Source organism: Mesorhizobium sp. WSM4850, assembly GCF_055811735.1.
In genome coordinates, this window is the sequence record NZ_JBVVPV010000038.1 from 1 (window position 1) to 18,991 (window position 18,991).

The following is an 18,991-nucleotide window of genomic DNA, read 5'->3' on the forward strand; positions in this document are numbered from 1 at the left end:
AAGATGCTGCATCTCAAGGGCATCTATGGCCGCGAAATGTTCGAGACCTGGTACAAGATGATCGCGCTGGTGCAGGGTCCGCTCGATGTCAGTGGGCTGATCACCCACCGCATCGGAGTGGACGACTTCCAGACCGGGTTCGATGCGATGAAGAGCGGCAATTCCGGCAAGGTGGTGATGGACTGGTGAGTGTTGGCCGGGTGCCGTTCCGGAAACGTTAGAGGGGTGGGCAGGATCGCTGCGTAGCAGTTTCATAGCTGCGTCGTTGATCTATCCAATGCCCCCTTAAGTGCCGCCATCCCTTCCGTGACCGCCGCTCGCTCGCTCGCGTTCAGCCTTCCCAGCAAGTCCCGCTCGAACGCTTTTGCCAACGGCACCATCTCGCGATAGGCGGCAAGGCCCGCGTTGGTCAGCGTCAGGTGCTCGACACGGCGGTCTTTTTCATCAGGTTTTCGCGTCAGCCAGCGGCGCCGTTCGAGCTCGGCGACGGCGCGCGAAACCTTGGTCTTGTGCATGGCCGACTGTTCGCCGAGCGCTGTTGCCGTCATCGTGCCGTGCTGGCCGAGACCGGCCAGCGTGCGCCATTCGGGCCGCGTCAGGCCGTGGCGGTCCTTGTAAACCCTGGAAAATTCGCGGCTGACAGCATCGGCAAGGCGATAGAGCCGGTAGGGCAGGAAGCTTTCAAGTTCGAGGGTGTCAGCCTCCATGGTCTGCTCCATCACGATTGATAGTTACATTTTCGATGGTTACAAATGAAACCAATTTGGTCAATCCAGGGAGGATGCCATGGCCTTTTCCTACATGCCGGGGTTCGGCAACGACTTCGAAACCGAGACTTTGCCCGGTTCGCTGCCGCAAGGGCGGAATTCGCCGCAGCGGCCGGCCTACGGCCTTTATGCCGAGCAGCTTTCGGGCTCGCCCTTCACCGCGCCACGCGGCACCAATGAGCGCTCCTGGCTTTATCGCATCAGGCCGAGCGTCCGGCACACCGGCCGCTTCAAGGTGGCGGATTATCCGCTGTGGAAAAGCGCGCCGAATGTCGGCGATCACGAACTGGCGCTTGGCCAGTACCGCTGGAACCCGGTGCCGATGCCGAAGGAACCCACCGACTTCATTGCCGGCATGCGCTCGATCACCACCGCCGGCGACGTGCTCGGCCAGACCGGCATGGCCGCCCATGTCTATGTCGCCAACCGATCGATGGCCGACGACCATTTCTTCAACGCCGACGGCGAGTTGCTTATCGTGCCGCAAGTGGGCGCGCTGCGCTTCGTCACCGAGATGGGCGTCATCGAATTGCGACCGGGCGAGATCGCCGTGCTGCCGCGCGGCCTCGTGTTCAAGGTCGAACTGGTCGATGAAACAGTGCGCGGCTATGTCTGCGAGAACTACGGCGCCAAGCTGACGCTGCCGGATCGTGGCCCGATCGGCGCCAATTGCCTGGCCAATCCGCGCGATTTCAAGACACCTTGCGCCTGGTTCGAGGACAAGGAGACGCCGTGCCGGCTGATCGTGAAATGGTGCGGCCAGTTTCATGTCACCGAACTCGATCATTCGCCGCTGGATGTGGTGGCGTGGCACGGCAACTACTCGCCCTACAAATATGATCTTGCAACGTTTTCGCCGGTCGGCGCCATCCTGTTCGACCATCCCGATCCGTCGATCTTCACGGTGCTGACCGCGCCGAGCGGCGAAGAGGGCACCGCCAACATCGACTTCGTCATCTTCCCGCCGCGCTGGCTGGTGGCCGAAAACACGTTTCGCCCGCCCTGGTATCACCGCAACATCATGAGCGAGTTCATGGGCCTGATCCACGGCCAGTACGACGCCAAGGAAGAGGGTTTCGTTCCCGGTGGCATCAGCCTGCACAATCTGATGCTGGCCCACGGGCCTGACGCAACAGGTTTTGAAAAAGCCTTCCACGCGGATCTGAAACCGGTCAAGCTCGACAACACCATGGCCTTCATGTTCGAGACGCGATTCCCACAGATGCTGACCCGCTACGCCGCCGAGGTTGAAACCCGGCAGGACAATTACATCGACTGCTGGGCCGATCTGAAGAAGCGCTTCAACGGCACGCCCGAGGGCGACTGGTCTTGAGCGCTGATCCAATGCGGGATCGGCTGGTGCTGCTGGGCTCGAAGGGCGGCCCGGCGCTCCGGCCGGGCGGTCGGTGGCCGAGTTCGTCGCTGCTGATATTCGGCGGACGTACCATCGTCGTGGATTGCGGGCTTGGCGTGACGCACGGGCTGGCCGAGACCGGCATCAGCCTGAAGTCGCTCGACCTGGTCTTCATCACGCATCTGCATTCCGACCATGTGCTGGAACTCGGTCCGCTGATCCACACCGCCTGGACGGCGGGTCTGGCGACACCGGTCACCGTGTTCGGCCCGCCCGGCACCGGCCATTACTGGCAGCGCTTTTGCCAGGCGATGGAATTCGACATCGAGATACGCATAGTCGACGAAGGCCGGCTTGATATCGCAGATTTGGTTTCGATCATCGAGTTCGGCGAAGGCCGGGTGATGGAGGAGCGCGGCCTGAAGGTTTTGGCGCTGCGCGTCGGCCATCCGCCGGTGAACGACTGCTTTGCGCTGCGCTTCGAGCATGCCGGACAGAGCGTGGTGTTTTCCGCCGATACGGCGTTCTTTCCGCCATTGGCGGATTTCGCCAAAGGCGCCGACATTCTCGTCCATGAAGCCATGCTGGAAGACGGCATCGAGCGGCTCGTCGCGAAAACCGGCAATGGCGCGCGGCTGAGGGAGCATCTGCTCGCCAGCCATAGTTTTGCTGAGGAGGCGGGGCGCATCGCCAGTGACGCAGGAGCCAAAAGACTGGTGCTCAACCACCTCATCCCGGCCGATGATCCCGAGATCGGCGAGGCCGACTGGATCGCCGCCGTCAGGAAAACATGGGCCGGAGACTTGACGATTGCCCACGACGGCCTTGTTGTGGGACTGGAGCATGATCCCGAACCGAAGGACCGCGTTAGCGAAAAGTGAGAACCGGTTTTCGGAAGAGATCATAAGAACAAAATTCAAAGCGGCACCAAAGCCGCATCAGGAGAGGAAACCGCATGAAGCTTGCCACATTGAAGGACGGGACGCGCGACGGAAAGCTGGTCGTCGTCTCGCGCGACCTGACGCGGTTCACCGATGCCTCGTTTCTGGTGCCGACGTTGCAGTCGGCGCTCGACGACTGGAACCGGATCGCGCCGCATCTGGCGACAATAGCGGAATCGCTGGAGAACAATGCGGTGCCGTCAGCGCGCTTTCACGAGCATGATGCCCATTCGCCGTTGCCGCGCGCCTACCAGTGGGCCGATGGCTCTGCCTATGTGAATCATGTCGAACTGGTGCGGAAGGCGCGCGGCGCCGAGATGCCGGCAAGCTTCTGGACCGATCCGCTGATCTACCAGGGTGGTTCGGACAGTTTCATCGCGCCGCGTGATCCGATCCGCACGGTCGACGAGGCTCTTGGCGTTGACATGGAAGGGGAAGTCGCTGTCGTCGTCGACGATGTGCCGATAGGCGCAAGCCTCGATGCGGCAAGAGCCGCGATCCGGCTGGTCATGCTGGTCAATGACGTCACGCTGCGCTCCCTCACCGCGCCAGAGCTTGCCAAGGGCTTCGGCTTCTTCCAATCAAAGCCGTCCTCGGCGTTTTCGCCCGTCGCGGTGACGCCGGACGAACTTGGCGAGGCCTGGGATGGCGGCAAGGTCAACCTGCCGCTGCTGGTCGATCTCAACGGCAAGCCGTTCGGCCGCGCCAACGCCGGCGTGGACATGACCTTCGATTTTCCGGCGCTGATTGTGCATGCCGCGAAAACCCGGCCGCTGGCCGCCGGCACCATCATCGGTTCGGGCACGGTCTCCAACAAGCTCGACGGCGGCCCTGGCAAGCCTGTCGCGGCGGGCGGCGCCGGCTATTCCTGCATTGCCGAGTTGCGCATGATCGAGACGATAGAGGCCGGGGAACCAACGACCCCGTTCCTGCGCCTTGGCGATACGGTACGCATAGAGATGAAGGACAGGATCGGACATTCGATTTTTGGTGCGATCGAGCAGAAGGTCGAGAAATACATCAGGTAAGATTGCACTGGGAGGACGTCTGAAACGATGAACCTGCTGGACCATTTCAGCCGCATGGCGCGCAACAATCTCTGGTCGAACGACCGGCTGTATAGCGCTGTGCTGCAGCTTGAGCCCGGCGAATTCGAAGCCGAGCGAACCAGCTTCTTTCCGTCGATCATGGCAACGCTCAACCACATCCTGGCGGTCGATCATCTCTATCTCGATTTTCTCGAAGAGGGCGACGTTGGCGCCGCGGCCCATGACGATTTCGTGCCGTTCGATGAACCACAAGCGCTGTTTGACGCCCAGGGCGCATCCGACCGGCGACTGATCGCCTTTTGCGATCATTTGTCGGCGGCCGATCTCGACCGCCGTGTCATCACCGACCGGCGCGAGGACGGAAAAACGGAGCGCATCAGCGATCTGCTCGCCCACCTCTTCATCCACGACATCCATCATCGCGGCCAGGTGCACGCCATGCTGTCCGGCACCTCGGTAAAGCCGCCGCAGCTCGACGAATTCTTCCTCGACTATGATCTGAAGCTGAGGAGAGCGGAGCTCGAGCGGTTGGCGATTGATGGCGGCAATTAATTGTAGTTACGAAAATTCTTGACTTAATTATTGTAGGTACATAAATTTCGGATGAAGATCGTCTGGAAACGGTTGGCCAACATCGAGAAACACGGGTTGGATTTTGCCGCGCTGGATGACGAATTTTCCTTACGTCAACGATCTGGGCGGCCAAAGCTGGTCGTCTCATGGCAATTGGTCGGATGATTGACGGCGTCGTTGCCGTGATCTTTGTCCGGCTCGGCTCCGAGGGCATCTCAATCATTTCGATGCGCCCGGCCAACCCGGCTGAAGGAAGGTTGTACAATGACAAAACCTAAGCTGCAGACAAAATTCGAACCGGGGCGCGGCTACAGCAAGGAAGATTGGGATGCCGTTTCGGACAATCCGGAATGGACAGAGGAGGATTTTCGAAACGCTCGTCCCTTCGCTGAAGTATTTCCGGACCTCGCCGAAAGCATTCGCCGTTCGCGCGGGCGGCCGGCGCTCGACAATCCCAAGAAACAGGTGACGCTGCGCCTCGACAGCGATGTGGTCGCTCGCTTTCGCGCCGGCGGTCCCGGCTGGCAGAGCCGCATCAACGACATTCTGCGCAAGGCCGCCGGCTTGGCCAAATAGGCGTCGCCTACTCCGCCGCCTGCACCTTCAACACCCCGCGCTTGATCTGGTCCTGCTCGATCGATTCGAACAGCGCACGGAAATTGCCCTCGCCAAAACCCTCGTCGCCCTTCCTCTGGATGAATTCGAAGAAGATCGGCCCGATTACGGTTTTCGAGAAGATCTGCAGCAGGATCTTGGTCGTGCCGCCGTCAACCACGCCTTCGCCGTCGATCAGGATGCCGTGCTTTTTCATCCGCTCGATCGGCTCATCATGGCCGTGCACGCGGGCATGAGACATCTCGTAATAGGTTTCCGGCGGACCGGGCATGAACTTCAGCCCGTTGGCTGCCAGCCTGTCGGTGGCGCCGTAGATCTCGTCCGTGCCGACAGCGATGTGCTGGATGCCTTCGCCATTATACTTCTTCAGATATTCGGCTATCTGGCTGGTGTCGTCCTTGGACTCGTTGAGCGGGATGCGGATCTTGCCGCAGGGCGAGGTGATCGCGCGGCTGACCAGGCCGGTGATCTTGCCGTCGATGTCGAAGAAATGGATCTGCTTGAAGCCGAACAGGTCACGATAGAAATCCCACCATTTGTCCATATTGCCGCGATAGACATTGTGGGTGAGGTGGTCGAGATAATAGAAGCCGACGCCTTCCGGCTTCGGGTCGGGCTCGCCCAGCCAGTCGAATTCGGCTTCGTAGGCCGAGCCTTTGTCGCCGTAGACCTCGATGAAATAAAGCAGCGAGCCGCCAATGCCTGATATCGCCGGCACATCGAGCGCCTTGTCGGCGCCTTCATAGGGTGTGGCGCCTTTGGCGACAGCATGGTCGAACGCGTGCTTGGCATCGACCACCCGCCAGGCCATCGAGGAAGCGCAGGGGCCGTGCTTGTCGACGAATTTCATCGCATGCGAGCCGGGTTCGGCATTGACGACATAGTTGATGTCGCCCTGCCGCCAGACGGTGATGTTCTTGGTGCGGTGCTTGGCTACCGGTACATAGCCCATGCGGGTAAAAAGCTCGGCGAGCTTTTCCGGTTCGGGATGCGCGAACTCGACGAATTCGAAGCCGTCGGTGCCGGCGGGATTGGCCTTGCTGATCGTTGCGGGCGGTGCATCGTGCGGGAAGGGACCCATGGTGTTGTCCTCCTAAGCTGCTTGGCCGCAAAGGGCCATTTTGACGCTACTATAGCGCGGAGCAGGCGCATGGTGCTTGCATTCAAACGCTTTAAACGAATAAATCATGCGGGAATTGTGCATGGTGGATGAAAAAATCATGGATGAGGCGCGCATAGACCAGTTTGACCGCAAGATAATGGCTCTCTTGCAGGGCGACGCACGGCTGACCAACAACGATTTGGCGGAACGGGTGAACCTGTCGGCGTCGCAATGTTCGCGCCGCCGCCAGAGGCTGGAGGAGGACGGCTATATCAGGGGCTATCGCGCGGTGCTCGACCGCGACAAGCTCGGCTTCTCACTGGTCAACGTCATCTCGGTGACGCTCGCCACCCACAACCGTGACAATGCGCGGCGCTTCGGCGAGTTGGTGGCGCGGTTGCCGCAGGTGCAGGAGGCGCACGCGCTGACCGGCGAGATGGATTACATCCTGAAAGTGGTGACGCCCGACCTGAAATCGCTGTCGGAATTCGTCAACGGCGTGCTCCTGCCGCACGAATCCGTGCAGCATGTGAAGACGGCGATCGTGCTGGAAACGCTGAAGGAAACCGGCGCGCTGCCGATTTAGCCCTTCGACTGCTGGATCAGCCCAAAAAGGTTGGTGCAGCGTGCGCCGGAACGGCAATAGGCGAACACCGGGCCTTCGAGCTCATCGAGCGCCTCAGCCTGGTCCTCGACATTTTGGGCGGTGATCTGGCCGCTGACGACCGGGATGTAGCGAAAGGTAAGCCCGGCGGCTTCGACTGCCGCTTTGACGGTGTCCGCCGAAGGCTGGCCGGGCTGCTCGTCATCAGGCCGGTTGCAGATGACGCTCTTGAAGCCGGCGGCCTTGATGGCGGCGACTTCTTCGGGCTGGATCTGGCCGGAGACCGAATAGTCCTCGGTGATCTGACGATATTCCATATTTCCTCGCAAAACTGGTTTGGCCGCAGTCTTTAAGACTCCCCGACGAGATCGGCAATCCGCGCAGAATGAAATCCCACTGCGCAGATAGTTATTTTCGACGGAGAATCCAACAGAGCCGGCGCGGCCCGGCTGGCCAGGAAGGCATCAGCTTCCGAGGATCGCGCCTTTGATCTGGGCGATGTTGTTGTGCATCAGGTCGATATAGGTCGATGCCGGGCCGTCGGGTTGCGACAGCGCATCCGAATAAAGCGTGCCGCCAACCTTGGTGCCGGTCTCGCTGGCGATCTGCTCGATCAGCCGCGCGTTGGTGATGTTCTCGATGAAGACCGCCGCCGCCTTGTCCTGCTTCACCTGGCTGACCAGCTTGGCGACGTCGGCAGCGGACGGCTCCGACTCGGTCGACACCCCTTCGGGCGCCAGGAAGGTGAGGCCATAGGCCTTCTCGAAATAGCCGAAGGCGTCATGCGAGGTGATGACGACGCGCTTCTCTTCCGGGATCGACTGGATCGCCGCCTGCACTTCGCCCTCAAGCACGTCGAGTTTCTCGGTATAGGCGGCGGCATTGGCCTTGTAGCTGTCGCAACCCCCAGCGTCGGCGGTGCAGAAGGCATCGGCGATGTTCTTCACATAGATCTTGGCGTTGGCGATCGACTGGAAGGCATGCGGATCGGTCTCGCCATTAGTATGGGCGCCTTCAGCGGCGTCGGCATCGGCGAATTCGGGTTTGAAGTTGATCGGCGTGACGCCCCTGGTCAAAACGGCGATCGTCGCCTTGGAGGCACTGGCGTCGACCAGGCGCTGCAAAAAGCCTTCGAAATGCAGGCCGTTGACCAGCACCACATCCGCACCCGCCATCGCCACCGCGTCAGCCGGGCTCGGCTCGTAGACATGGGCATCGCCATCCGGCCCGACGATGGTGGTCAGATTGATCCGGTCGCCGCCGACATTTTTGGCGAAATCGGCAATGATCGTGAAGCTGGCGACCACTTTCAACGGCTCCGCGAGGGCCGACGACGCGCCAAAGGCTGACAATGTCATAACGCCCACTGCCAGGGCGGCGCGGATCGATTTCAGCATGGACAGCACTCCTTTGGGATCAGGCGGTTCTGTGGCGGTGATGGATAATGCGGGCGCGCAGGATGCCGCGCGTGCCGAACAGGATCGAGGCAAAATAGACAACGCCGGCCGACAGGATGATGGCCGGGCCGGAAGGCAGCGACACGTGGTAGGACAAAAGCAGCCCGGCGACGCAAGAGGCAAAGCCGATCAGCACCGCCAGCACGCACATCGGCTCGACGCGCATGGTCCAGAAGCGGGCGGCAGCCGCAGGCAGCATCATCAGCCCGACCGATAGCAGCGTGCCGAGCGCCTGGAAGCCGCCGACCAGGTTGAGCACAACGAGGCCGAGGAAGATGAAATGCACCGGGCTGCCCAGCCGGCTGACCGAACGCAGGAACAGCGGGTCGAGACATTCGGCGACGAGCGCCCGCCAGAAGATGGCGAGGCTGACCAGCGTGACCAGCACGATGCCGCCGATCAGTGTCAGCGCTTCATTGTTGAGCGCAAGCACGGTGCCGAACAGCACATGCATGAGATCGACGCTGGAGCCGCGGATCGACACCATCAGCACGCCGATCGCCAGCGAAATCAGGTAGAAGGCCGCCATCGAAGCGTCCTCGCGCTGGATGGTGAAGCGCGAGACGGCGCCGGCGCCGAGCGCGACGATGATGCCGGCAATCAGCCCGCCGATGGTCATCGGCAGGATTTCCAGCCCATAAAACAGGAAACCGGCGGCAGCACCCGGCAGGATGGCGTGGGCCATGGCGTCGCCGGAAAGGCTCATGCGCCGCAACATCAGGAACACGCCGACCGGGCAGGCGCCGAGCGACAGCATCAGCGAGCCGGCAAGCGCCCGCTGCATGAAGGCGAATTCGGCGAACGGAGCAACGAGAAGACCGTAGAGCGTGTCCATCATGCTGCCCGCGGCCCGGAGCCGTGATGATGGTCGTGCGCATGGTTGTGCCCAGGGTCGTGCCCGGGGCCGTGACCGTGATCACCGTGTTTGTCCGGCTCGCACCAGGGCGCGTTCTCCTCCCAGGCTTCGTGGAAGCGGCGCGCGCGCAACAGGTTTTCCGGCCGCAGTGTTTCCCTGGTTTCGCCCCAGGCGATTGGCTGGCGCGCCAGCAGCAGCGTCTCGGGGAAGTTCTGGCGCACCAGTTCCAGATCGTGGACGACAACCAGGATCGTGCGTTCCTCGCCATGCCAGCGCTTGATTAGTGCGATCAGGTCGCCGACGGTCTTGGTATCGACGGCGTTGAACGGTTCGTCGAGCAGAATGAGATCGGCGTCCTGCAGCAGCACGCGAGCGAACAGCGTGCGCTGCAGCTGGCCGCCCGACAGCGTGTCGATCGGGCGCTTCTCGAAGCCGCCGAGGCCGACGGCCATCAGCGCCTGGCTGACCGATTCGCGATCTTCCCTGGTGTAGCGGCCGAGCAGCCCGCGCCGTGGCCACAGGCCGAGCGAAACCAGATCAACGACCCGGGCGGGAAAGGAGCGGTCGAGTTCCGACTGTTGCGGCAGATAGGCGGCGCGCACGCCGGGCGCCCGGACAACCGTGCCGGCCATCGGCTTCAACACGCCGACGATACCCTTCATCAGGGTCGACTTGCCCGATCCATTGGCGCCGACGACTGCTGTCAGCGACCCGCGGCGGATTGTGCCATCGAGATGATGGATCGCCGGATGGCTGTTGTAGCCCAGCGTCAGGTCGCGGAATGTCAGGCAGGTTTTGGTCATGTGACGATCCGTGGGACACCACTAGTACGGCAGCGGGGTGGATATGTGATGTTATTACATTAGTCAACAAGTCAATCCGGCGGAATTGCGGCGACCGGAGCAATTTGCGTGTGCCTATTTTCGCCCCACGCCTGCTGGCTCAAGAGGATTCGCTCATGCAACCTTGCCGCCAGCGAACCGCGACTCTAAAGAGGCGCGACCCACAAAGGAAGGAAACGTCCAATGAGCATTCGTCGCATCGATGTTGGCCCACGCATGAGCCAGATCGTCATCCATGGCAACACCGTCTATCTGGCTGGTCAGGTCGGCGAACCAGGCGGAAACGTCGGCACCCAGACCAGGGACATCCTGGCGGCCATCGACGAATTGCTGGCCAAGGCCGGCACCGACAAGACCAAGATCCTGCAGGCGATCATCTGGCTGGCCGATATGAGCACCTTTGCCGAGATGAACGCGGCATGGGACAAGTGGGTGCCACAGGGCCATACCCCGGCCCGCGCCACCGGCGAGGCCAAGCTTGCCGGGCCGGAATACCTGGTCGAGATCATCGTTACCGCCGCCATTTGAGATGCGGCTCTTTACCCTCCCCCTCGAGGGCCCTCGAGGGGAGGGTTACCCCTGCGACGGTGTGAACCGCGCGACCAGCGTGTGGCTGTCGGCCGCATAGGTGAAACGGACATGGGTGACCGGGTGCTCGGCGCTCCATGTCCGTCGCTCGACCACCAGGCAGGGGGCGCCGGACTCGATTTCGAGTGCGGTCGCAATGTGTCTGTCGGCGGCGACGGCGCGGATGCGGTGCTCGGCGGCACTCCATGGCACGCGGGCGATCAGCCACGGCCCAGGCGCGACGGCAAAAAATTCCTCGTTGGCGGCCTCGGCCACAGCGGCCAGGTTGATCAGCCGCTGTTCGTGGGCGAACGGCCGCTTGCCGGCGAAATGCCGGCATTCCAGCGCCAGCACCGGCCCGTTGCAGTCGAGTTCCAGCAAGGCGCGATCCTCGGCGCTGCTGCGTCTTTTATGTCGTGCCACACGCTCGTAGCGATAGGGCAGGCCGAGCGCCTCGACCTCGATCCTGATGTCATGGATTTCCAACACCGCAGCTTGCGACTGCGGCCGCTGGACAAAGCTGCCAGAGCGGCGGCGGCGCTCTATCAGCCCCGCCTTGGCAAGCTGCGACAGCGCCTTGTTCACCGTCATGCGCGAACATTTGTACTCGGCCGTCAGCTCGTGCTCGAACGGGATGCGGTGGCCGGGCGCCCAGGCGCCGGACAGGATTCGTTCGCTGATGTCGGACAGGATGCGTTGATGCAGCGAGAGGGGCTCGCCGCCGTCCGCATCCATTGTCTGGATCATGCTCATGCCGAAAGCGCCGTCATCACCTTGCGAAAACGCTCGGCAATAAAATCGCGCCTTGCGTGCCTGCCACTGCTGACCAGTTTCTTGCCATGCACCCAGACACAATCGACCTTGGAACCGTTGGCGAAGATCCAGGTGTCGAGCACTGCATCGCCCGTCTTGCCGGCAAGCGACGGGTGCTTGCCATCGAGCGAGATGAAATCGGCTGGGGCGCCAGCGGCGATCCGCGAGGGACTTGCGCCGAGCGCTGCGCTGCCGCCGTCGAGCGCGGCATCGAACAGTGCGCGCCCGGTCGAACCGCCGGCGACCGCCAGCAGGTTGCGGGCACGGTGGGCGAGGCGCTGCGAATATTCGAGCTGCCGCAATTCGTCCGGCAGGCCGATCAGCACGTTGGAGTCGGAGCCGACGCCGAAGCGGCCGTCATGCTGTTTGAACAAAGGTGCTGCAAAGGTGCCGTCGCCGAGATTGGCCTCGGTGATCGGGCAGAGGCCGGCGATTGCTCCGCTTTTCGCCATGGCCGCCGTCTCGGTCTCGGTCATGTGGGTGGCGTGGATCAGGCACCAGCGACTGTCGACCCTGGCATTGGCGAGCAGCCATTCGACCGGCCGCGCCCCGGACCAGGCAAGGCAGTCCTCCACCTCCTTCACTTGCTCGGCGATGTGGATGTGGATCGGTCCGCCGGGTGCCATTGTCGCGATGCTTTCCAACTGCTCCGGTGTCACGGCGCGCAGACTGTGCGGGGCGATGCCGACGACCGCGTGATTCAAGGTGCGAACGGTTTCGTGACATTTCTCAACAAGCCGCGAGAACCGATTCATATCGTTGATGAATCGCCGCTGGCCTTCATTCGGCGCTGCGCCGCCGAAAGAGGAATGTGCATAGAAGACCGGCAGCAGCGTCAGCCCGATGCCGGTGTCGGCAGCCGCGGCGGTGATGCGGTCGGCCATTTCGGCGACGTTGGCGTAGGGCTGGCCGTCGCGGTCGTGATGCAGATAGTGAAACTCGCCGACGCGTGAGAACCCAGCCTCCAGCATCTCGACATAGAGCTGCGCGGCGACCGCCTCGACCTGATCCGGCGTCATCGACAGCGCGAAGCGATACATCACCTCGCGCCAGCTCCAGAAACTGTCGGCTGAAGTGCCGCGCAACTCGGCTAGACCGGCCATGCCGCGCTGGAAGGCGTGGCTGTGCAGGTTCGGCATGCCTGGCAGCAGAATGGCATGGCGTTCGTCACCGGGCTGGGATGCGGTGTTCGGCTCGACCGTGGTGATGTGGCCATCACTGAGGACAATCCGGGCATTGGAATGCCAGCCGTCGGGCAGAAGCGCCTGTTCCGCAAAGATCGCCGTCACGTTTTTCTCTCCGATTCCCAGTGTCCCGTGCAATGATACCACTTGCAGTGCGTTTCAATATGTATATACATAACCACCGCCGATTGAAACGGAAAAGATGATGGCTGGAGAGAGCAAAAGCCGGGCAGGGGAGATCCGCCTCTGGCGCAATGCGCGACTGGCGACCATGGCCGACAGCGCCGCCGGACTGGGTATCGTCGAAGACGGCGCGATCGTCGCGCGCGATGGTCTGATCGTCTATGCCGGCCAGGAAGCCGACATGCCGGCAGCGTTCAGCCAGAACGCCGAGATTGTCGATTGCGAAGGCCGCTGGATCACACCCGGCCTGATCGACTGCCATACTCATCTGATCCACGCCGGCAATCGCGCCAACGAATTCGAGATGCGGCTGGCCGGCGCCACCTATGAAGAGGTCACCAGGGCCGGCGGCGGGATCGTCTCGTCGGTCAAGGCGCTGCGCGCTGCCAGCCAGCAGGAATTGGTTGCGCAGTCGCTGCCGCGCCTCAACGCGCTGATCGCTGAAGGCCTCACCACCATCGAGGTCAAGTCGGGCTACGGGCTCGATCTCGAAAACGAGAAGAAATCGCTGCGCGCCGCGCGGCTCTTGGGCGAAAACCGTCCAGTAACGGTAACAACGAGCTTCCTCGGCGCGCATGCCCTGCCGCCTGAAGCGAAAGGCGGCAAGGACGCGTTTATCGATCTGGTCGCAAACGAGATTTTGCCGGCCGTCACCGCCGAGGGCCTGGCCGACGCGGTCGATGGTTTTTGCGAGGGCCTCGCCTTTTCGCCCGAGCAGATTTCTCGCGTGTTCGACGCGGCGAAAGCAGCAGGCCTGCCGGTAAAACTCCACGCCGACCAATTGTCCAACCTGCACGGCGCGGAACTTGCGGCGCGCTATGGCGCCCTGTCGGCCGACCATCTCGAATACACTGACGAGGCAGGTGCGGCGGCGATGGCGAGGGCCGGGACCGTGGCGACGATCCTGCCCGGCGCCTACTATTTCATCCGTGAGACCAAGAAGCCGCCGATCGGCCTGTTTCGCCAGCATGGCGTCAAAATGGCGGTCGCCACCGACTGCAATCCCGGCACCTCGCCGCTGACCTCGCTGCTGCTGACCATGAACATGGCGGCGACTTTGTTTGGTCTGACTGTTGACGAATGCCTTGCCGGTGTCACCCGCGAGGCCGCCCGTGCGCTCGGACTGCTCGGACGAACCGGCACGCTGGAGGCTGGGAAATCGGCCGACCTGGCGATCTGGGACATCGAGCGCCCGGCCGAGCTCGTCTACCGCATGGGCTTCAACCCGCTGCATGCCCGCATCTGGAGGGGACAATGAGTGAACTCAGACTCAAGCCGGGCAACACGACGCTGGCCGACTGGCGCGAAATCTATCGTGGCGCCATGCCGAAGCTGGACGCGGCCTGCTGGCCAAAGATCAAGGCCAGCGCCGAGGCCGTTGCCCGCATCGTCGCCAAGGGTGAGCCGGTCTATGGCATCAACACCGGTTTCGGCAAATTGGCCAGCGTCCGTATCCCCGCCGCCGATCTCGAGACGCTGCAACGCAACATCGTGCTGTCGCATGCCGCCGGCGTCGGCGAACCGATGCCGGTCGCTGTTTGCCGGCTGATGATGGCACTGAAGCTGGCCAGCTTGGCGCAGGGCGCGTCCGGCGTGCGGCCGCAGACCATTGAGCTGCTCGAAGCGATGCTCGCCAACGACGTCATTCCGGTGGTGCCGGCGCAAGGCTCGGTCGGCGCATCCGGCGACCTTGCGCCACTGTCGCACATGACAGCGGTGATGATCGGCGTCGGCGAATGTTTTACCCCGCATGGCCGGTTCCCGGCCAAGGTCGCCTTTGTCTCGCACGGGCTGGAGCCGGTCACGCTTGGCGCCAAGGAAGGGTTGGCGCTGCTCAACGGCACGCAGTTCTCGACCGCCTATGCGTTGGCCGCCTTGTTCGACGCCGAAGTGCTCTACCAGTCGGCGCTGGTCGCCGGTGCGCTCTCGACCGATGCCGCCAAGGGTTCCGACGCCCCCTTCGATCCGCGCATCCACCTGCTCAGGAGGCATCCTGGCCAGATCGAGACGGCAGAGACGCTGCGCAACCTGATGGCCGGCAGTGCCATCCGTGAATCGCACCGGGTCGGAGACGAACGCGTGCAGGACCCGTACTGCTTGCGCTGCCAGCCGCAGGTGATGGGTGCAGCGCTCAGCGTGCTGCGCCAAGCCGCCGGCACGCTGGGCACCGAGGCCAACGGCGTCACCGACAATCCGCTAATCTTCGCCGAGGACGACTCAGCACTTTCCGGCGGCAATTTCCACGCCGAGCCGGTCGCCTTCGCCGCCGACATGATCGCGCTCGCCGTCTGCGAGATCGGCTCGCTGTCGGAACGGCGCATCGCCATGCTGGTCGATCCGGCGCTGTCGGGCATGCCGGCCTTCCTGACCCCGAAGCCAGGCTTGAATTCCGGCTTCATGATCCCGCAAGTGACGGCGGCGGCACTCGTCTCGGAAAACAAGCAAAAGGCCTATCCGGCCAGTGTCGATTCGATCCCGACCTCGGCCAATCAGGAAGACCACGTCTCGATGGCGGCACATGGCGCGCGCCGGCTGATCGGCATGATCGAGAATGCGACGGCCGTCATCGGTATCGAATTGCTGGCCGCCACGCAGGGCTGCGATTTCCATGCGCCGCTGGCATCGAGTGCGCCGCTCGAAGCGGTACGCAGGCTGGTCAGGGCCGAAGTGCCGCATCTCGACAATGACCGGCATTTCCACCCCGACATGGAAAAGGCCATCGCCATGGTGCGCAGCGGCGCTGCCGTGAAGGCAGCGGGCGCGGTGGCGCTGCCGGGAATCGCGTCGTGAGGATGTGCGCCTCTATAGGTCGCCGCAAAGCGCCAGCGCAGGGAGACCATTCATGAACGTGCCCTCCTGGCTCACTGTAAAGCGCGGCACCGCCCCCCTGCTGGTCTCGATCCCGCACACCGGCATCGATCTCGCCGGCCTTGAGAGCCGGCTGGTGTCGCCTTGGCTCGGCCGCCGCGACGCCGACTGGTGGATCGACAAGCTGTATGACTTTGCCGAAGACCTCGGCGCGACGGTGGTGCATACCGCGATCTCGCGCACCGTCATCGACGTCAATCGCGATCCCTCCGGCGTCTCGCTCTATCCCGGCCAGGCAACCACCGGCCTGTGCCCGACCGAGACCTTCGACGGCGATCCGCTCTATCGTGTCGGGGAAGAACCTGATGCCTCGGAGGTCGACGAGCGCCGCGAAAAGTACTTTGTGCCTTACCATGCCGCCATGCAGGCCGAGATCGACAGGCTGCGCGCCGTGCACCGGAAGATCGTCCTCTATGACTGCCATTCGATCCGCTCGATGCTGCCGCGGCTGTTCGAAGGCACTCTGCCGGTGTTCAACCTCGGCACCAATGACGGCAAAAGCGCCGACCCGGGCTTGCAGGCAATGGTCGGCCAGATCCTCGCCGAGACCGGCGAGAGTTTTGTCGTCAACGGCCGCTTCAAAGGCGGCTGGATCACGCGCCATTTCGGCCAGCCGCAAAACGGCGTTCATGCGCTGCAGATGGAACTGTCCAACCGCGGCTATATGCGCGAGCCCGAGGGCAAAGGTACGCCCGACAATTGGCCGGTGCCTTACGACCCGGCATTCGCCGCGCCGATCCGCGCCACGCTGAAGCGGATCCTGGAAAGAGCGATTGCCTGGGCCGGGCGCTGACGCATCGTCGCGCAGCTCATTCGAAAGGAAAAGTGACGCCATGACCGATCCTCGCCACAACATCCGCGAAGTCCGCAGCCCGCGCGGCAGCGAGCTCAACGCCCGCACATGGCTGACTGAAGCGCCGTTGCGCATGCTGATGAACAATCTCGATCCCGACGTCGCCGAAAACCCCAACGAACTGGTCGTCTATGGCGGCATCGGCCGCGCGGCGCGCACCTGGAACGACTTTGATCGCATCGTCGCCTCTCTGAAGACGCTTGGAGACGACGAGACGCTGCTGGTGCAGTCGGGCAAGCCGGTCGGCGTGTTTCGTACCCACACCGATGCGCCGCGCGTGCTGATCGCCAATTCCAACCTCGTGCCGCACTGGGCGACATGGGAGAAATTCAACGAGCTCGATAAGAAGGGCCTGATGATGTACGGCCAGATGACGGCCGGCTCGTGGATCTACATCGGCACCCAAGGCATCGTGCAGGGCACCTACGAGACCTTCGTCGAGGCTGGCCGCCAGCATTACGACGGCAACCTCAGGGGCAAATGGATCTTGACCGGCGGCCTCGGCGGCATGGGCGGCGCCCAGCCGCTGGCCGCGGTCATGGCCGGCGCCTGCTGCCTGGCGGTCGAATGCGATCCCGACCGCATCGATTTCAGGCTGCGCACCCGCTATGTCGACGAACGCGCCGACACGCTCGACGAGGCGCTGGAAAGGATCGAGCGCTGGACCAGGGCCGGCGAGGCGAAATCGGTCGGCCTCGTCGGCAACACCGCAGACATCGTGCCGGAACTGGTGCGGCGTGGCGTGCGCCCCGACCTGGTCACCGACCAGACGTCGGCGCATGATCCGCTCAACGGCTATCTCCCCAAGGGCTGGTCGCTCGCCGAATGGCGCGAGAAGCGCACCAGCGACCCGAAGGCGGTCGAAAAGGCGGCGCGCGCGTCGATGCGCGAACATGTCGAGGCGATGGTGGCGTTCTGGAACGCCGGCGTGCCGACGCTCGACTATGGCAACAACATCCGTCAGGTGGCGAAGGAGGAAGGGCTCGACAATGCCTTTGCCTTCCCGGGTTTCGTGCCGGCCTATATCCGGCCACTGTTTTGTCGCGGGATCGGTCCGTTTCGCTGGGCAGCCCTCTCCGGCGATCCCAAGGACATCTACAAGACCGACGCCAAGGTGCGTGAGCTGACGCCCGGCAACACCCACCTGCACAACTGGCTCGACATGGCGCGTGAGCGCATCGCCTTCCAGGGTCTGCCGGCGCGCATCTGCTGGGTTGGTCTCGGCGACCGCCACCGGCTCGGCCTCGCCTTCAACGAGATGGTGGCGAAAGGCGAGCTCAAGGCGCCGGTGGTCATCGGCCGCGATCATCTCGATTCAGGCTCGGTTGCCTCGCCGAACCGCGAGACGGAATCGATGAAGGACGGCTCCGACGCCGTGTCCGACTGGCCGCTGCTCAATGCGCTGCTCAACACCGCCTCCGGCGCAACCTGGGTATCGCTGCATCATGGCGGTGGCGTCGGCATGGGCTTTTCGCAACATGCCGGCATGGTCATCGTTGCCGACGGCACACGCGAAGCGGCCAAACGCTTGGAGCGGGTGCTATGGAATGACCCCGCAACCGGCGTCATGCGCCACGCCGATGCCGGCTATGACCTCGCCATCGACTCCGCCAGGGAGCACCAGCTCAACCTGCCAGGCATCCTCGGCTGAACCGCGCCTTGCGCATCCTCCGGGCAGCCGAATACCGGTCCATGCCGTGGAAGAACGGCGGCGGGGTGACGACGGAAATCGCCGTCTCGCCCGCAGGTGCTGCGCTCGATGATTTCGACTGGCGCGTCTCCATGGCGCGCGTCGAAAGCGGTGGACCATTCTCCGAGTTTGCCGGAGTGGACCGAAGCTTGGCCGTGCTGGAAGGCGAGGGGATCATCCTTGATATCGCCGGCCGCCCGGCGGCTACGCTGACCAAAACGTCCGCCCCGCTTTCCTTTGCGGCCGATGTGCCGACGCAAGCGGCGCTGATCTCCGGTCCGATCACCGATCTCAACGTCATGACACGGCGTGGACGGATGACCCATGCCGTCGAACGCCTGGTGATTTCAGCCCCGACGGAAATCCAGTCGGCCGCTGATGCGACCCTCATCCTGTGTTTTGACGGCGAAATCACGATGGCCGGCGCGGCGCCTGTCCGCATCGGACCGAGCGACACGCTGTTGCTCGGACCGGACGCCGCGAAACGGCGCGTCGAGCCTGCGCGACCAGCGACGCTGTTCGTGATCCGCATCGATCGCGTTGCGGCAAACGATTAACGCCTGTTTCGAAACATGATCACAACACCAGCGAAATATGCCGTAAGCTCAAGCCCAGATCACGAAAAAGCCTGAATCCTTCCGTCGATCAACTCCCGGCGGGAGGGAGGTGGTTT

At 63.1% G+C, this 18,991-nt stretch carries 20 protein-coding genes and 2 pseudogenes; 14 read left to right on the top strand and 8 right to left on the bottom strand.

Annotated features, from left to right (window positions below; genetic code table 11):
- A pseudogene (tdh, locus tag AC0L2Z_RS26830) lies at positions 1-189 on the top strand (L-threonine 3-dehydrogenase); the annotation flags it as partial.
- Positions 190-251: 62 nt separating this feature from the next.
- Here tdh and AC0L2Z_RS26835 read toward each other — a convergent pair.
- Positions 252-707, bottom strand: coding sequence for a MarR family winged helix-turn-helix transcriptional regulator (locus AC0L2Z_RS26835; RefSeq protein ID WP_287070675.1), 456 nt, complete (start codon positions 705-707; stop codon positions 252-254).
- A 79-nt stretch (positions 708-786) separates the two neighbouring features.
- Here AC0L2Z_RS26835 and hmgA point away from each other — a divergent pair, with 79 nt between their 5' ends.
- The 6 genes and pseudogenes from hmgA (at position 787) to AC0L2Z_RS26865 (ending at position 5,260) form a co-directional block, all read left to right on the top strand.
- Entirely contained in the window at positions 787-2,100 is a 1,314-nt protein-coding gene (hmgA, locus tag AC0L2Z_RS26840; RefSeq protein ID WP_128176899.1) for a homogentisate 1,2-dioxygenase, read from the top strand.
- A gap of 11 nt (positions 2,101-2,111) precedes the next feature.
- A complete protein-coding gene (locus AC0L2Z_RS26845; protein ID WP_473629779.1) occupies positions 2,112-3,002 on the top strand; it encodes an MBL fold metallo-hydrolase in 891 nt (296 codons plus the stop codon).
- Between the two features lie 74 nt (positions 3,003-3,076).
- Positions 3,077-4,090 carry a fumarylacetoacetate hydrolase family protein gene (locus AC0L2Z_RS26850; protein WP_473629744.1) on the top strand — a complete coding sequence of 338 codons (1,014 nt, stop codon included), beginning with the start codon at positions 3,077-3,079 and terminating at the stop codon, positions 4,088-4,090.
- A 27-nt stretch (positions 4,091-4,117) separates the two neighbouring features.
- Complete coding sequence (locus AC0L2Z_RS26855) at positions 4,118-4,663, top strand: DinB family protein (RefSeq protein WP_473629745.1); 546 nt, start codon at positions 4,118-4,120, stop codon at positions 4,661-4,663.
- 51 nt (positions 4,664-4,714) lie between these two features.
- A pseudogene (locus AC0L2Z_RS26860) lies at positions 4,715-4,962 on the top strand (BrnT family toxin).
- Positions 4,949-5,260, top strand: coding sequence for a BrnA antitoxin family protein (locus AC0L2Z_RS26865; protein WP_023803217.1), 312 nt, complete (start codon positions 4,949-4,951; stop codon positions 5,258-5,260). Before AC0L2Z_RS26860 ends, AC0L2Z_RS26865 begins: the two are co-directional and overlap by 14 nt.
- Before the next feature lie 7 nt (positions 5,261-5,267).
- On the opposite strand, the gene hppD is transcribed toward AC0L2Z_RS26865, so the two are convergent.
- Complete coding sequence (gene hppD / locus AC0L2Z_RS26870; protein ID WP_128170248.1) at positions 5,268-6,380, bottom strand: 4-hydroxyphenylpyruvate dioxygenase; 1,113 nt, start codon at positions 6,378-6,380, stop codon at positions 5,268-5,270.
- A gap of 139 nt (positions 6,381-6,519) precedes the next feature.
- Here hppD and AC0L2Z_RS26875 point away from each other — a divergent pair, with 139 nt between their 5' ends.
- Complete coding sequence (locus AC0L2Z_RS26875) at positions 6,520-6,987, top strand: Lrp/AsnC family transcriptional regulator (RefSeq protein WP_473629780.1); 468 nt, start codon at positions 6,520-6,522, stop codon at positions 6,985-6,987.
- Here AC0L2Z_RS26875 and AC0L2Z_RS26880 read toward each other — a convergent pair.
- From AC0L2Z_RS26880 to aztA, 4 genes are all read right to left on the bottom strand, one after another.
- The gene (locus AC0L2Z_RS26880) at positions 6,984-7,322 is read right to left on the bottom strand and encodes a protein tyrosine phosphatase family protein (RefSeq protein ID WP_287257746.1); all 339 of its coding nucleotides are present in this window, start codon (positions 7,320-7,322) and stop codon (positions 6,984-6,986) included. The genes AC0L2Z_RS26875 and AC0L2Z_RS26880 overlap by 4 nt on opposite strands.
- A gap of 147 nt (positions 7,323-7,469) precedes the next feature.
- Complete coding sequence (gene aztC / locus AC0L2Z_RS26885; protein ID WP_128170250.1) at positions 7,470-8,402, bottom strand: zinc ABC transporter substrate-binding protein AztC; 933 nt, start codon at positions 8,400-8,402, stop codon at positions 7,470-7,472.
- A 19-nt stretch (positions 8,403-8,421) separates the two neighbouring features.
- Positions 8,422-9,297, bottom strand: coding sequence for a zinc ABC transporter permease AztB (aztB, locus tag AC0L2Z_RS26890; RefSeq protein ID WP_023803212.1), 876 nt, complete (start codon positions 9,295-9,297; stop codon positions 8,422-8,424).
- Positions 9,297-10,121: a zinc ABC transporter ATP-binding protein AztA gene (aztA, locus tag AC0L2Z_RS26895; protein ID WP_023803211.1), complete on the bottom strand. Its 825-nt coding sequence runs from the start codon at positions 10,119-10,121 to the stop codon at positions 9,297-9,299. Before aztA ends, aztB begins: the two co-directional genes overlap by 1 nt.
- Before the next feature lie 222 nt (positions 10,122-10,343).
- On the opposite strand from aztA, the gene AC0L2Z_RS26900 reads away from it, so the two are divergent.
- Positions 10,344-10,688, top strand: a complete 345-nt coding sequence (locus tag AC0L2Z_RS26900; RefSeq protein WP_023803210.1) for a RidA family protein — start codon at positions 10,344-10,346, stop codon at positions 10,686-10,688.
- Positions 10,689-10,733: 45 nt separating this feature from the next.
- On the opposite strand, the gene hutC is transcribed toward AC0L2Z_RS26900, so the two are convergent.
- Both hutC and AC0L2Z_RS26910 read right to left on the bottom strand, forming a co-directional pair.
- On the bottom strand, positions 10,734-11,480 hold the full coding sequence (gene hutC, locus AC0L2Z_RS26905; RefSeq protein WP_473629746.1) for a histidine utilization repressor: 747 nt from the start codon (positions 11,478-11,480) through the stop codon (positions 10,734-10,736).
- The gene (locus tag AC0L2Z_RS26910; protein ID WP_473629747.1) at positions 11,477-12,829 is read right to left on the bottom strand and encodes a formimidoylglutamate deiminase; all 1,353 of its coding nucleotides are present in this window, start codon (positions 12,827-12,829) and stop codon (positions 11,477-11,479) included. Before AC0L2Z_RS26910 ends, hutC begins: the two co-directional genes overlap by 4 nt.
- Positions 12,830-12,929: 100 nt before the next feature.
- On the opposite strand from AC0L2Z_RS26910, the gene hutI reads away from it, so the two are divergent.
- Genes hutI through AC0L2Z_RS26935 form a run of 5 tightly spaced genes read left to right on the top strand, consistent with a single transcriptional unit; the run spans position 12,930 to position 18,875 of the window.
- The gene (gene hutI, locus AC0L2Z_RS26915; protein WP_473629748.1) at positions 12,930-14,165 is read left to right on the top strand and encodes an imidazolonepropionase; all 1,236 of its coding nucleotides are present in this window, start codon (positions 12,930-12,932) and stop codon (positions 14,163-14,165) included.
- The gene (gene hutH / locus AC0L2Z_RS26920; protein ID WP_473629749.1) at positions 14,162-15,697 is read left to right on the top strand and encodes a histidine ammonia-lyase; all 1,536 of its coding nucleotides are present in this window, start codon (positions 14,162-14,164) and stop codon (positions 15,695-15,697) included. The genes hutI and hutH overlap by 4 nt, the downstream gene beginning before the upstream one ends.
- Before the next feature lie 52 nt (positions 15,698-15,749).
- Positions 15,750-16,568 (top strand): N-formylglutamate deformylase, encoded by an 819-nt coding sequence (gene hutG / locus AC0L2Z_RS26925; RefSeq protein WP_473629750.1) that lies wholly within the window; start codon positions 15,750-15,752, stop codon positions 16,566-16,568.
- A gap of 40 nt (positions 16,569-16,608) precedes the next feature.
- A complete protein-coding gene (hutU, locus tag AC0L2Z_RS26930) occupies positions 16,609-18,279 on the top strand; it encodes a urocanate hydratase (RefSeq protein ID WP_473629751.1) in 1,671 nt (556 codons plus the stop codon).
- An 8-nt stretch (positions 18,280-18,287) separates the two neighbouring features.
- Positions 18,288-18,875 carry a HutD/Ves family protein gene (locus tag AC0L2Z_RS26935; protein ID WP_473629752.1) on the top strand — a complete coding sequence of 196 codons (588 nt, stop codon included), beginning with the start codon at positions 18,288-18,290 and terminating at the stop codon, positions 18,873-18,875.
- Positions 18,876-18,991: the final 116 nt, after the last annotated feature.

Coding starts and splice junctions, on each gene's coding strand:
- AC0L2Z_RS26835 (WP_287070675.1), bottom strand. CDS start 707: ATGGAGGCTGACACCCTCGAACTTGAAAGCTTCCTGCCCTACCGGCTC.
- hmgA (WP_128176899.1), top strand. CDS start 787: ATGGCCTTTTCCTACATGCCGGGGTTCGGCAACGACTTCGAAACCGAG.
- AC0L2Z_RS26845 (WP_473629779.1), top strand. CDS start 2,112: ATGCGGGATCGGCTGGTGCTGCTGGGCTCGAAGGGCGGCCCGGCGCTC.
- AC0L2Z_RS26850 (WP_473629744.1), top strand. CDS start 3,077: ATGAAGCTTGCCACATTGAAGGACGGGACGCGCGACGGAAAGCTGGTC.
- AC0L2Z_RS26855 (WP_473629745.1), top strand. CDS start 4,118: ATGAACCTGCTGGACCATTTCAGCCGCATGGCGCGCAACAATCTCTGG.
- AC0L2Z_RS26865 (WP_023803217.1), top strand. CDS start 4,949: ATGACAAAACCTAAGCTGCAGACAAAATTCGAACCGGGGCGCGGCTAC.
- hppD (WP_128170248.1), bottom strand. CDS start 6,380: ATGGGTCCCTTCCCGCACGATGCACCGCCCGCAACGATCAGCAAGGCC.
- AC0L2Z_RS26875 (WP_473629780.1), top strand. CDS start 6,520: ATGGATGAGGCGCGCATAGACCAGTTTGACCGCAAGATAATGGCTCTC.
- AC0L2Z_RS26880 (WP_287257746.1), bottom strand. CDS start 7,322: ATGGAATATCGTCAGATCACCGAGGACTATTCGGTCTCCGGCCAGATC.
- aztC (WP_128170250.1), bottom strand. CDS start 8,402: ATGCTGAAATCGATCCGCGCCGCCCTGGCAGTGGGCGTTATGACATTG.
- aztB (WP_023803212.1), bottom strand. CDS start 9,297: ATGGACACGCTCTACGGTCTTCTCGTTGCTCCGTTCGCCGAATTCGCC.
- aztA (WP_023803211.1), bottom strand. CDS start 10,121: ATGACCAAAACCTGCCTGACATTCCGCGACCTGACGCTGGGCTACAAC.
- AC0L2Z_RS26900 (WP_023803210.1), top strand. CDS start 10,344: ATGAGCATTCGTCGCATCGATGTTGGCCCACGCATGAGCCAGATCGTC.
- hutC (WP_473629746.1), bottom strand. CDS start 11,480: ATGAGCATGATCCAGACAATGGATGCGGACGGCGGCGAGCCCCTCTCG.
- hutI (WP_473629748.1), top strand. CDS start 12,930: ATGGCTGGAGAGAGCAAAAGCCGGGCAGGGGAGATCCGCCTCTGGCGC.
- hutH (WP_473629749.1), top strand. CDS start 14,162: ATGAGTGAACTCAGACTCAAGCCGGGCAACACGACGCTGGCCGACTGG.
- hutG (WP_473629750.1), top strand. CDS start 15,750: ATGAACGTGCCCTCCTGGCTCACTGTAAAGCGCGGCACCGCCCCCCTG.
- hutU (WP_473629751.1), top strand. CDS start 16,609: ATGACCGATCCTCGCCACAACATCCGCGAAGTCCGCAGCCCGCGCGGC.